Below are 12425 nucleotides of genomic sequence, written 5' to 3'. Positions count from 1 at the left end.
TCATTCCTTCCCGCCATCCGGGGGCAGGGGCGCCCGGAGGATGGTGAACGTGCGGGTGATGTCGAAACCTGTCTTCAGGTACAGCTGGCCGGCGGCGGACTTCTCGCCGGTCCACAGGAACCAGGCGCTGTGCGCGCCGGCGGCGACCATCCGCTCGAGCGTCAGGTGCAGCAGCACCTTCCCGAGCCCGGTGCCGCGGGAGGCCGGCAGGACGCCGAACGGCCCGAAGCGGTCGATCACCGCCTCGTACGTCCCGTGCATCGCCCAGCCGAGGATCGCCCCACTGGGATCACGTGCCACCACGATGCGGTCCAGTGGCAGACCGGACACGACGCCCTCGCGGATCGCGCGCGCCCAGTCCGGGTTGAACTCCGCGCCGGCGATCGCGATCAGCGCGGTCAGCTCGTCGTCGGATGGTGTACCAAAGCTGTAGCCCTCGGCCGTCAGCGCCTCGATCCGCTTGCGGACCTCGTCCGGAACGGCATACCCGACCAGGCTGCGGTCCATCGCGACAGCGTCGTACCCGCGCTCGAAGCCGAGGCCGGCGAGCAGCCGGGCCGCTGAGGGGTAGCGTGCCGCGTCGAGACCGGGGAGGAAGTAGTTCGGCGTGTACGACGAGAAGTACACCTCGGACCGTCCGTGGGACCGGAGCCAGTCCATTGCCGCGGACAACAACTCACGCCCGAGGCCACGACCGCGATGCTCCGGATGCACGAAGAAGAACGGGATCCAGCCGGAAGTGGGCTCGAGATCGTCGGCGTCGACCGCGATCAGCCGGCGGACGGCGTACGCGGCGCCGACGATCTGATCATTGATCACGGCTACCTGCAGACCGGCCGCGTCGAAGTTGCGGTCGAGCAGGAACAGGTCGCGGAACCGCTGGTAGCTGATCGGGTCGGCCGGCGCTGCGGCGGTCCAGGCCGCAGCCAGTGCCTGCCCGTCGCCGACCTGGAACGAACGGATCATCGGGCAGTCCCTTCGTAGAGCAGTACGCCGTCGCGTACCCACGCGGCCGGTGTGGTTGCCGCGGGCAAGAGCTCGACCGGGTCGTCGCCCGCCTCCAGCGCTTTCCGCAGCGAGTCCGAACCCCACAGCTTGTCGAGCGACGGCAGCAGCCCGAAGTCGTCGGGATAGAGCTCGTTCAGCACCCGCAGCATCACCAACGCGGTCCGCACCGGCTCGAACGCCTCCGGATCCACGACGTGCAGCTGTACGCCGGACAGCGCCTGGCCCGCGTACTTGTGGAACACCGGCTCGAACCACGTCCGCCGGAAGATCACCCCGGGCAGCTCACACGCACGCAGCGCCGGCACCAGCCGGTCGTCGACGTACGGCGCCCCGATCGTCTCGAACGGTCGCGTCGTACCGCGGCCCTCGCTGAGGTTCGTGCCCTCGAACAGGCCGGTCCCGGGGTATACCAAAGCCGTGTCCTGCGTCGGCATGTTCGGCGACGGCGGCACCCACGGCAGCCCGGTCCCGGTCGACGTACGGCTCCAGCCCTCCGCCTCGACGACTGTTGCCGCACCCAACTGCAGGGCGAGTTCGCCGACCGTCAGCCCGTGCCGGAGCGGGATCGGGGCCCGCCCGACGAAGCTCTCGAACCCGGGCTGCAGCAGCGGCCCCTCGACCCGGACGCCGCCGAGCGGGTTCGGCCGGTCCAGGACCACAAATGGCATACCAAGCCGGGCGGCCGCCTGCTGGCAGTCGTACATCGTCCAGACGTAGGTGTAGAACCGCGTCCCGATGTCCTGGATGTCGAACAGCAGCACGTCGACACCGGAGAACAGGTCGTCGAGCTCGCGCCCCTGCCGCCGGTACGTGTCGAACACCGGCAACCCGGTATCCGGGTCGACTCCTTCGCCTTCGCTTTCACCCGCTTGTGCCGTACCGCGGAGGCCGTGCTCGGGACCGAACAACGCCGCCAACGGCAACCCGGCCGCACGCAACGCAACCGACGTCGGCGTGAGGTCCGGCAGCACGCCGGTGAAGTTCGTGATCAGTCCCAGGCGCCCGTCCGGCACCAACCCCGGGTCCTCGGCCAGACGCTGCGCGCCGGTCCGGACCACCATCGCTACCACCAACCCAGATCGTGGATCCTGCAGGAACTGGGTTGAAAACTTACCGATGGATTCAGGTAGAGGTCAATGGATTACGGACAACCGTTTACCCGAGGAACGGTGTCAGGGCCGCCAGGAAGTCGTCGAGGCGCTCGGCATGCACCCAGTGGCCCGCCTCCGGGACCTCGGCGTACTGGACGTGCGGGAAGTACGTCGCGATGGTCGCTCGGTGGTCCTGCTGGACGTAATCGGACTTGCCGCCGTAGATGAACAGCGTCGGCCCGTCGTACCGCAGCCCGTCGACCGTGGGCCAGCCGGAGATCGCCGGCAGCGCGGCCTCGATCACCGGAAGGTTCGGCCGCCACCGGGCACCGTCGGAGTCGAGGATCAGGTTCTGCAGCAGGAACGCCCGCGTCCCGGGCGTCGGTACGGCGTCGGCGAGCTGGGCGTCGACCTCCGCACGGCGAGTGATCGAGGACAGGTCGGCGTTCCGCATCGCCCGGGCGTACTCGACGAACGCCGGCGGGTACGCGACGGGCGCCGCGTCCACGACCACGAGCCGCTCGACCACCTCGGGGTGCTGCAGCGCGGCAAGCATCGCGGTCTTGCCGCCCATCGAGTGCCCGACGAGCGCGACCGGCCCGACCCCGAGCGACTCGATCGTCTCGCGGACGTCGTCGGCCATCTCCGGGTAGCTCATCGTCTCGACGTGCGGCGAGGTCCCGTGGTTGCGCAGGTCGAACGCGAACACCCGGTGCCGGTCCGCGAGCCGGCGCGCGGCGGTCATCCAGTTCCGTCCCGAGCCGAACAACCCGTGCATCACCACGACCGGCGTACCACTCTCGCCGTACGCCGTGACCGGAAGCTTCATGCCCTCCACCCTTTCACCGACTGCGCTGCCAGCAGGCCGTGTGCCAGTGGCGCCGCTCGTCCAGCGACTGGCTGCCACCGATCGCGCCGAGCAGGCTGGGGTTCTCCGGCCACACCACGACATGCGGGGTGGCCGGCAGGATCTGCTGGTCGCAGCCCGGGCAACGGTACGACTTCGCGGACGCGGAGCCCGATACCCGCCGGACGTTCCACTCCCCGTCGGCCTTGGCCTCACGACTCTGGGTACCACCAAGGAGCGGCCGGTCGCTGACCGGCCGCTGCCACTTGGAAGGCCTTCTGCGCGACATAGCTCGTCCAGGCTATCCGTATGAGCCAGGTCACTCCGGCAGGAGGCAGATCAGCTCGCGCGGAGTTCCTCACCGACGTCGTGCATGTGGCGCAACCCCATTCGGTACGAATCGATCAGACTCGTTGAGACGTAGGGCATTCCGATCTGCTCGCAGTACTCGCGCACGATCGGCTGGGCGAAGCGGAGGTTGGCGCGCGGCATGCTCGGGAAGAGGTGGTGCTCGATCTGGTAGTTGAGCCCGCCCATCATCCAGTCGGTGACCAGACCGCCGTTCACGTTGCGTGAGGTGAGCACCTGCTTCTCCAGGTGGCCCCAGTTGCTGTCGTCGTCGGGCATCTCCATGCCCTTGTGGTTCGGCGCGAACACGCTGCCGAGGTGCAGCCCGAAGATCATGTGGTGGACGACCGCGAAGACGACCGCCTGGCCCGGCGACAGGATCAGGAACAGCGCGGTGAAGTACAGCGCCAGGTGCGCGGCCATCAGGCCGATCTCCGTCTTCTCCGTACGGCGGCGGCCGATCAGGAAGCGGATGCCCGACACCTTGAGGTTGAAGCCCTCCAGAGTGAGCAGCGGGAAGAAGATCCGCGCCTGGTTACGGCTCAGCCAGCCTTCGACGCCCTTGCGGCCGGAGGCCTGCTCAAGGGTCCAGACCAGTACGCCTTCGCCGACGTCCGGGTCCTTGTCGGTGTGGTTCGGGTTGGCGTGGTGCCGGTTGTGCTTGTCGTTCCACCAGCCGTAGCTCATGCCGAGCAGGAGGTTGGCGTGCAGCATCCCGATCCAGTCGTGCAGCTTGCGCGAACTGCCGATCTGCTGATGCCCGGCGTCGTGCCCGAAGAACGCCGCCCGGGTGGTCAGGATCCCCATCGGCAGCGTCAGCAGCAATGCCCACCACGAGCTGCCGATCACCGCGACGGCCGCCCAGGTCAGGCCGAGCAGAACCACGTTGATACCGATCGCCATCGCGTACGCCGCCGTACGGCGTTCCAGCAGGCCGGCAGCCTTGATCTCCCGTAACAGCGGGGAAAACTCGGAACGGCGGGTAGCAGCAGGTGACGCGACAGGCTGTGCCATCAGGTCCTCGTCTCGGTAGCGGGGGAAGGCCTAGGCGTACAGCCGCGGCCAGCGTAATACATCAAGCCTTGTCCCCCTAACCTCCGAAAGCATGAGAGTTACTACCCAAATCGGCTGTGGAGTCAGCTCCCAGCGGACAGTGGAGATAACACCACTGCCGTAGATCTCACGCTCGGTCATGATGGAGGCATGAACGAACGCAGTGAGTTCATCAGAAGGCACAGCGCATCTCGTGTCTCATCCGCGCCCGGAGCGAAGCGAGGACGTGGATGAGCACTGTTGCCACGACTGAAGCGCCGCCGATGCGCTACCCCAAGCTTGCGCAGCCGTGGATCGCACTGTTCCTCGCGATCCTGGCCGAGCTGGGGATCGCCCTGTTCGTGCTCAGCGTGGTGTCCGTCCCGCTGATCGCCGTGTGGGTCGGGATCCCGATGCTGCTGGTCGTCGTACCGGCCGCGCGATGGTTCGCGAACTGCCACCGCACGCTGCTGGCCGGCTTCCTCGGTGAGCGGATCCCGCGCCCGTACAAGAAGCCTCCGATGCCCGGCATGCTGATGCGCCTGCGGACGATCCTGACCGATCCGCAGACCTGGCGGGACATCGTCTGGCTGCTGGTGAACGCGGTGATCGGGTTCACACTGTGCCTGCTGAGCGCCGTGCTGTTCCTGGCCACACTGTTCTACCTGGTCTACCCGCTGCTCGTCGGCGTCACACCGGAGGGCGTGTTCACCGAGCCGTTCGGCGGGCTGCTCACAGTGAACTTCTGGACCAGCTTCCTGCTGATGCCGGTCGCGCTGCTCGCGTTCATGATCTGGAACGCCGCCGGCGAGCGGCTGCTGAAGGCGAACGCGTTCGTGGCTCGCTCGCTGCTCGGCCCGACCGAGAGCGCCAAGCTGGCGATGCGGGTCCGCGAGCTGGCCGAGTCCCGGGCGGAGACCGTCGACACCCAGGCGGCCGAGCTGCGCCGGATCGAGCGGGACCTGCACGACGGCGCCCAGGCCCGGCTGGCCGCGCTCAGCATGAACCTCGGGATGGCCGAGGAGATGGTGGCGCGTGACCCGGCCCAGGCGGCCGCCCTGCTCACCGAGGCCCGTGAGTCCGCGAGTACGGCGCTGTCCGAGCTGCGCGACCTGGTCCGTGGAATCCACCCGCCGGTGCTCGCCGACCGCGGTCTGGACGGCGCGGTCAAGGCGCTCGCGATGTCCTGCCCGTTCAAGGTCGACGTCACCTTCGACGTACCTGGCCGTCCGCCCGCGCCGGTCGAGTCCGCGGCGTACTTCGCGATCGCCGAATGCCTCGCCAACACGGTGAAGTACTCGGCGGCGACCACCGCCTGGATCCAGATCACCCACGAGGACGAGAAGCTGCACATGATCGTCGGCGACGACGGCGTCGGAGGTGCCGTGATCAGGCCCGGTGGCGGTCTGTACGGTATCGAGCGGCGGCTGGCCGCCTTCGACGGTACGTTGACCGTGGTGAGCCCGAGCGCCGGGCCGACCACCGTGATCATGGAGCTGCCTTGCGAGTCCTCATCGCTGAAGACCACGCCCTCCTCCGGGACGGCCTGATCCGCCTGCTGGAGGCGCACGACTTCGAGGTCGTCGAGGCGGTCGACAACGGGCCCCGGCTGGTGCCCGCGCTCGTGGAGCACCGGCCGGACGTCGCAGTGGTCGACGTACGGCTGCCACCGACTTTCACCGACGAGGGCCTGAAGGCCGCGATCGAGGCGCGCCGCCAGGTCCCGGGGCTGCCGATTCTGGTGCTTTCGCAGTACGTCGAGCAGCTGTACGCGCGGGAGCTCCTCACGGGCGGCGGTGGCGCGGTCGGCTACCTGTTGAAGGACCGGGTCTCCAACGTGGCCGAATTCCTCGATTCGGTACGCCGGGTCGCGGCCGGCGGCACAGCGATGGACCCGGACGTGATCGGTCAGCTACTGGCCCGGAACACCCGCGACGAACCGATCAGCCGGCTCACGCCGCGCGAGTCCGAGGTCCTCGGCCTGATGGCCGAAGGCCGCTCGAACGCCGCGATCGCCGCCGCCCTGTTCGTCACCGAGAAGGCCGTCAGCAAACACACGAACAACATCTTCTCGAAACTCGACCTGCCCCCGTCCGAGGACGACAACCGCCGCGTGATGGCGGTCCTCACCTACCTGTCGTCCCGCTGACCCGACGCAGGAACTCCCGGGTGCGGTCCTCGCGGGGGTCGTCCAGGACCTGCGCGGGTGGGCCGATCTCCAGGGGCCGGCCGTGGTGCAGGAAGCAGACCTGGTCGGCGACCTCGCGGGCGAAGGCCATCTCGTGGGTGCAGACGAGCATCGTCATCCCCTCGGACTTCAGCTCGCGGAGCAGGTCGAGGACCTCGCCGACGAGTTCGGGATCGAGCGCCGAGGTGACCTCGTCGAGCAGCATCAACTGCGGCGAGTTCACCATCGCGCGGGCGATCGCGGCGCGCTGCTGCTGACCGCCGGACAACTCGTCCGGCTTGGCGGACGCCTTGTCCGCCAAGCCGACACGCTCCAGCATCTCCAGCGCCCGGGCCCGCGCCGCGTCCCGCGGCACGCGGTGCACGCGGATCGGCGCCAACGTGATGTTGTCGAGCACGGTCAGGTGCGGGAACAGGTTGTACGCCTGGAACACGATCCCGATCCCGGACCGCACCCTGTCCGCATCGACCCGCGGATCCGTGATATCCGCCCCGGCCAGCTCGATCACGCCGTCGTCGACCGTCTCCAGCAGGTTCACGCACCGCAGCAGCGTCGACTTCCCGGACCCCGAGGCCCCGATCAGTACGACGCACTCCCCCGCCGCAACGTCCAGATCCAGTCCGTCCAGTACGACGTTCTCGCCGTACGCCTTCCGCACTCCGCGGAGACTGAGCAAACTCATACCGGTCCGCCTCCCCCGCCGTACCAGCCTTGGCGTCGGGCGACGTAGTCGGTCAGCCGGGTCAGCGGGATCGTCAGCGCGACGAACAGCAGCCCGGCGACGACGTACGGCGTGAAGTTGAAGTCCTCGGCCGTCTCCAGTTGCGCGGCCCGGATCGCGTCGATGACGCCGAGCACTGCGATCAGCCCGGAGTCCTTCTGCAGGCTCACGAAGTCGTTCAGCAGCGGCGGCAGCACCCGCCGTACCGCCTGCGGAAGGACGACGAAGCGCAACGTCTGCCGATAGGTCAGCCCGAGCGACCGCGCCGCCGCCCGCTGCGACGGATGCACCGACTCGATCCCGGCCCGGAAAACCTCGGCGACGTACGACGAGTACGTCAGGACGAGGGCCGCGCCGCCCCAGATCACCGCCTGGTTCGGTAACCCGCGCAACTGCAGGGCCGGTACGCCGAAGCCGAGCAGGAAGATCACCAACAGCAAGGGCAGACCGCGGAACACGTCCGTGTAGGCGGCCGCGAACACCCGCAGCGGGAAGAAGATCGGGCCCCGCGACGTCCGCATGATCGCCAGCGTCAGCCCGAACACCACGATCAGCACCGCGCAGACCAGCATCACCCGGATGTTCAGCCAGAGGCCCTCGGCAACGACCGGCAGCGCCTCCCAGCCGCGGTGGACGTCGAAGAACGTCGCCCGGACCCGCGGCCAGCCCGGCGTGGAACCGATGCCCACGACAACCAGCGCGAGCAGGATCACCGAGCTGACCACCGCGATCACGGTTGATCGCCGCGCCCGCCGGCGCCGATACGCGATCCGCTCGCGCTGCAGCGCCGATGGTTGCCAGGTAGTCACGAGAGTTCGGGCGCGCCGGACTCGGTCAGGTACTGCTTCTGCAGGTTCGCCAGGGTGCCGTCGGACTTGAGCGCGTCGACGGCCTGCGTGACGCAGCCGGTCAGCCTCGAGTTCTTCTCGAGCACGAACCCGAACTGCTCCGCCTGCCCGCCGGCCGGCAACTGCCCGACGATCTTGCCGTTGTCGAGCTGCGCTGCGGTCATGTAGAACGCGGTCGGCAGGTCGACGACGATGCCGTCGATCTGCTTGTTCTTGAGCGCCTGCACGGCCAGGTCGTTGGTGTCGAACACGGCCGGCTTCTGCTTCGGCTTCACCTGGTCGCGCAGCGCGGTGTAGCTCGTCGTACCGACCTGGGCCCCGAGTTTGGCGTCGACAAGGTCGGCGACGGACTTCGCGTTCGCGATCTTGCTGCCCTCGGTGGTGATCACGGTCTGGCGTACGTCGTAGTACCCCGAGGAGAAGTCGACGGCCTTGCGGCGGTCCTCGGAGATCGACACCTGGTTCACATCCAGGTCGAAGGCCTTCGGGCCAGGTGCGAACGCGGTGTTGAACTGCACCGTCTGCCACTTCACCGCAGCCTGCTCGAACCCGAGCTTCTTCGCCACCGCGTAGGTGACCGCCGACTCGTACCCCTTGCCGTTGCTCGGGTCGTTGCCGCTGAACCACGGTTCGTACGCCGGCTTGTCGGTGCCGACCGTCAGCGTGCCGGCCGTCTTCACCGCCAACTTGTCCTTCGCACAGGCATCCGCCCCCGACGGAGTCGACGACCCGGACGAGCTCTCCTCCGGTGCACACGCCCCCAGCCCCACGACCGCCAGGACCGCCAGCCCCACCACAGCACGCGTTCTCATGGGCAGAACTCTAAGACCTGCGACGGTACGCCGTGGGGCTCGATCCAGTGTGCAGACGGAAGCGGGTCGCGAAGTAGAGCGGGTCGGCGTACCCGACCTGGGCCGCAACCGACGCGACCGACCGACTGGTGAGCTCCAGGAGGCGGGCCGCCGCGTCCAGCCGGCGGCGCTCGACGAACTGTTGCGGGCTGACGCCGAGCTGCTCGCGGAACAGGTGCGCGAACCGTGACACCGACAGATTCACGGCACGCGCCAGCCGCGGTACGTCGAGGCTCGCGGTCAGGTCCTGGTCGATCAGCTCGATCGCACGTAGCAAGCGGTCGTCGATCTGCACGGCCTTCGGGTTCTGGGTGTCGCACCACAACAGCGCCGCCTCCAGCGAGTTGGCACTGAGCTGCTCGGCCTGCGGTAGGACGCTGTGTTGATGCCGTACGGCGTCGCGCAGATGGTCAGCGATGCGCGCGAAGGTCGGCGCGGCCGGATGGAGCTGAACGATGCCGGGAGCAACTTCCGGCCAGTCGAGCAGCGGCAGCCAGTCCGGCTTCGGGTGCATGTGCGCGTACCGGAAATGCCAGCGGTCACCGACCGTGGCGTAGTCGTGCAGGGTGCGCGGGCGGACCAGTGTGACGCTGCCCGGCGCGGCCGCGACCTGACCGAATCGTCCCTGGCCGTCGAGAGTCTGGACCAGCAGCCAGTCGGTCGTCCCGCGCCGCCGATACGTCGCGTACTCAGGGCCTTCGTCGAACTCACCGGTCACCAGCCGGCGCACCACCGGATGCGGCGACTCAGCAGGATATCGAAGGTTCACAGCTAGATAGGCTATCGCTGGGCGCGGCCGGCCCGCCGCATTCTGGAGACATGACAGTCGTGGACATCTACCAGCGGGACGGCATCGTCCAGGTCCCCCAGCTGCTCGAACCCGCCGAGGTCGAGCGGATCAGGACAGTCTTCATGGAGCAGGTCGCCGTCGACCACTCGCTCGCCATCGACGACGGCGTACCGGACGACGATCCGCTGGCGAAGTACCCGCGGTTCGTGCACCCGCACCGGGCGAGCGACACCGACGCCGGGAAGGTCGCGATGGAGCTGATGCTCGACGACCGGATCCTCGATGTCGTCCAGGCGCTGATCGGTCCAGCGCTCGGCGCCCAGTCGATGTTCTACTTCAAGCCGCCGGGCGCCCGCGGGCAGGCGCTGCACCAGGACAACACGTTCCTGCGCGCCGACCCGGAGACCTGCCTCGCGGCCTGGATCGCGGTCGACGACGTGGACGCGGACAACGGCGGCCTGGCGGTCGTCCCCGGCTCGCACAAGACCGAGCTGGTCTGCCCGGAGCCGGCCGACCTGACCGAGTCCTTCACCAATGCCGAGGTCCCGGTCCCCGACGGCCTCAGCAAGGTGCAGACGAAGATGAAGGCCGGCGACGTCCTCTTCTTCCACGGCAGCGTCGTCCACGGCTCCCGCCCGAACAGCACCGACGACCGCTTCCGGCGTTCGCTGATCTTCCACTACATCCCGGAGGACAGCGTCGAGATCGCAGCCTTCTACAACCCGTTGGTCCGCCCCGACCGCCGCGAAACGGTCCTCCCCGAAGCCATCGGCGGCGGCCCCTGCGGCGACTACGCCGAGATGGAGCCGTAGGACGCAGGCTGGTTCTGCAGGCAGGCAGAACCCCCGAAATCAGGGCTGAAGCCCGCCGGAAAGGTGGGTTCTGCCTGCGCGGAGGTCCCTAGTTGGAGTAGTCGCGGAAGCCGCGGCCGGTCTTGCGGCCGAGGTAGCCGGCGGTGACCAGGTGTTCCAGCAGCGGGGCCGGGGCGAAGCCGGGCTCGCGGAACTCCAGGTACAGGGTGCGCTGGATGGCGAGCGAGACGTCCAGCCCGACCACGTCGAGGAGGGCGAACGGGCCCATCGGGAGGCGGCAGCCGAGCTTCATCGCGGCGTCGATGTCATCGACACCGGCGTAGTGCGCCTCGAGCATCCGAACCGCGTCGTTCAGGTACGGGAACAGCAGCGCGTTCACGATGAAGCCGGCCCGGTCACCGCAGCGCACCGGGTGCTTGCCGGCGGCAACGGCCACGGCGGCCACCGTGTCGGCGACCTCGGTGGACGTGCTGACCGTGCTGACGACCTCGACGAGCTGCATCACCGGCGCCGGGTTGAAGAAGTGCAGCCCGACCACGTCGCCCGGCCGCTTGGTCGCCATCGCCAGGTCGATCACCGGCAGACTCGACGTCGTCGTCGCCAGGATCGCGCCCGGCTTGCAGATCTCGTCGAACGTCTCGAACAGCGCCTGCTTGACGCTGAGCTCCTCGACCACGGCCTCGATCACCAGGTCGACACTCGCCAGGTCGTCCAGCTTCGCCGTACCGGTCACTCGGCGCAGCGCCGCGTCCCGCTCCTCCATGGAAAGCTTGCCGCGCTGGACGCCCTTCTCCAGCGAGCGCTCCAGCACGCCGCGGACCCGGTCGACCTTCTCGGTGCCGCGGGCGACGTACAGCACGTCGTACCCGGCCTTGGCGAGGACCTCGACGATGCCGACCGCCATCGTGCCGGAGCCGACGACGCCGACCTGCTTGATCGGGCGGACGGCGATCTCGTCACCGTTGCGGTGCGGCGTGCTCTCGTCGTCGACCACGACCGGCGAGTCCGCCGACTCGTAGGTGTAGAAGCCGCGCCCGGTCTTCCGGCCGAGCAGGCCCGCAGTCACCATCTGCTTGAGGATCGGGGCCGGCGCGTGCAGCCGGTTGCGGCCCTGCTTGTACATCGTGTCGAGAATCTCGTACGCCGTGTCCAGGCCGATCAGGTCGAGCAGCGCCAGCGGTCCCATCGGGTACCCGCAGCCGAGCCGCATCGCCGCGTCGACGTCCTCACGGGTTGCATAGCGGGACTCGACCATGGAGACCGCGTGGTTCAGGTACCCGAACAGGAGCGCGTTGGCGATGAACCCGGCCCGGTCCGCGGCGACCACCGGAACCTTGTCGAGCCGGCGGGCCAGGGCCTGCACGTCCTCGACCACGTCCGGCTCGGTGACCACGGTCTTGATCACCTCGACGAACTCCTGCACCGGCGCCGGGTTGAAGAAGTGCATGCCGACCACGCGCCGCGGGCGCTGGGTGGCGACGGAGATCTCGGTGACCGACAACGACGAGGTGTTGGTCGCCAGGATCGCGTCGTCGCGGACGACCTTGTCCAGCGCGGCGAAGATCTCGCGCTTCAGCTCGAGCCGCTCGACGACGGCCTCGATCACCAGGTCGCAGTCCGCGAGCGCCTCCAGCGAGGTGGCGAACGTGACCCGGTCGAACAGCGCCTGCTGATCCTCAACCGACAGCTTGCCGCGCTTCACGGCTCGGTCGGTCGAGTGCTGGATGTGCCCGCGGCCGCGCTCGACGGCTTCCTCGTCACGCTCGACACCGACGACCGTCAGGCCGTTGCGCGCGAACACCTCGGCGATCCCGGCGCCCATCGTGCCGAGACCCACCACACCCACCGTCGTCAATTCCCGAGCCATGCTGTGCACTATGCCAGTCCGG

Annotated in this window: 13 protein-coding genes; 3 read left to right on the top strand and 10 right to left on the bottom strand. The window is 68.6% G+C overall.

The window, feature by feature from the left end:
- From E0H45_RS37205 to E0H45_RS37185, 5 genes are all read right to left on the bottom strand, one after another.
- Positions 1 to 966: a GNAT family N-acetyltransferase gene (locus tag E0H45_RS37205; RefSeq protein ID WP_131346568.1), complete on the bottom strand. Its 966-nt coding sequence runs from the start codon at positions 964 to 966 to the stop codon at positions 1 to 3.
- The gene (locus E0H45_RS37200) at positions 963 to 2069 is read right to left on the bottom strand and encodes an exo-beta-N-acetylmuramidase NamZ family protein (RefSeq protein WP_131346566.1); all 1107 of its coding nucleotides are present in this window, start codon (positions 2067 to 2069) and stop codon (positions 963 to 965) included. The genes E0H45_RS37205 and E0H45_RS37200 overlap by 4 nt, the downstream gene beginning before the upstream one ends.
- Positions 2070 to 2163: 94 nt before the next feature.
- On the bottom strand, positions 2164 to 2928 hold the full coding sequence (locus tag E0H45_RS37195; protein WP_131346564.1) for an alpha/beta fold hydrolase: 765 nt from the start codon (positions 2926 to 2928) through the stop codon (positions 2164 to 2166).
- A gap of 13 nt (positions 2929 to 2941) precedes the next feature.
- On the bottom strand, positions 2942 to 3235 hold the full coding sequence (locus tag E0H45_RS37190; RefSeq protein ID WP_131346562.1) for a hypothetical protein: 294 nt from the start codon (positions 3233 to 3235) through the stop codon (positions 2942 to 2944).
- A gap of 50 nt (positions 3236 to 3285) precedes the next feature.
- Positions 3286 to 4308, bottom strand: a complete 1023-nt coding sequence (locus E0H45_RS37185) for a fatty acid desaturase family protein (protein ID WP_131346560.1) — start codon at positions 4306 to 4308, stop codon at positions 3286 to 3288.
- A 269-nt stretch (positions 4309 to 4577) separates the two neighbouring features.
- Here E0H45_RS37185 and E0H45_RS37180 point away from each other — a divergent pair, with 269 nt between their 5' ends.
- On the top strand, positions 4578 to 5876 hold the full coding sequence (locus E0H45_RS37180) for a sensor histidine kinase (RefSeq protein ID WP_131346558.1): 1299 nt from the start codon (positions 4578 to 4580) through the stop codon (positions 5874 to 5876).
- On the top strand, positions 5828 to 6475 hold the full coding sequence (locus E0H45_RS37175) for a response regulator (protein ID WP_131346556.1): 648 nt from the start codon (positions 5828 to 5830) through the stop codon (positions 6473 to 6475). Before E0H45_RS37180 ends, E0H45_RS37175 begins: the two co-directional genes overlap by 49 nt.
- Here E0H45_RS37175 and E0H45_RS37170 read toward each other — a convergent pair.
- Genes E0H45_RS37170 through E0H45_RS37155 form a run of 4 tightly spaced genes read right to left on the bottom strand, consistent with a single transcriptional unit; the run spans position 6453 to position 9703 of the window.
- Positions 6453 to 7196 (bottom strand): amino acid ABC transporter ATP-binding protein, encoded by a 744-nt coding sequence (locus tag E0H45_RS37170; RefSeq protein ID WP_131346554.1) that lies wholly within the window; start codon positions 7194 to 7196, stop codon positions 6453 to 6455. The two genes, E0H45_RS37175 and E0H45_RS37170, sit on opposite strands and share 23 nt — an antisense overlap.
- Positions 7193 to 8044, bottom strand: a complete 852-nt coding sequence (locus E0H45_RS37165) for an amino acid ABC transporter permease (RefSeq protein ID WP_165546733.1) — start codon at positions 8042 to 8044, stop codon at positions 7193 to 7195. Before E0H45_RS37165 ends, E0H45_RS37170 begins: the two co-directional genes overlap by 4 nt.
- A complete protein-coding gene (locus E0H45_RS37160) occupies positions 8041 to 8895 on the bottom strand; it encodes an ABC transporter substrate-binding protein (RefSeq protein WP_131346552.1) in 855 nt (284 codons plus the stop codon). Before E0H45_RS37160 ends, E0H45_RS37165 begins: the two co-directional genes overlap by 4 nt.
- A gap of 10 nt (positions 8896 to 8905) precedes the next feature.
- Entirely contained in the window at positions 8906 to 9703 is a 798-nt protein-coding gene (locus E0H45_RS37155; protein ID WP_238155610.1) for a helix-turn-helix domain-containing protein, read from the bottom strand.
- Positions 9704 to 9753: 50 nt separating this feature from the next.
- Between E0H45_RS37155 and E0H45_RS37150 the strand changes: the two genes are divergently transcribed.
- Positions 9754 to 10536, top strand: coding sequence for a phytanoyl-CoA dioxygenase family protein (locus E0H45_RS37150; RefSeq protein WP_131346550.1), 783 nt, complete (start codon positions 9754 to 9756; stop codon positions 10534 to 10536).
- An 88-nt stretch (positions 10537 to 10624) separates the two neighbouring features.
- Here the strand turns inward: E0H45_RS37150 and E0H45_RS37145 are convergent, their stop codons facing one another.
- Positions 10625 to 12403 (bottom strand): 3-hydroxyacyl-CoA dehydrogenase family protein, encoded by a 1779-nt coding sequence (locus tag E0H45_RS37145; RefSeq protein WP_131346548.1) that lies wholly within the window; start codon positions 12401 to 12403, stop codon positions 10625 to 10627.
- Positions 12404 to 12425 lie beyond the last annotated feature (22 nt).

Source organism: Kribbella soli (assembly GCF_004331345.1).
Taxonomy (GTDB): Bacteria; Actinomycetota; Actinomycetes; order Propionibacteriales; family Kribbellaceae; genus Kribbella; species Kribbella soli.
The sequence above is the reverse complement of the archived record's forward strand: the minus strand, read 5'-3'. Positions and strand labels throughout refer to the sequence as shown.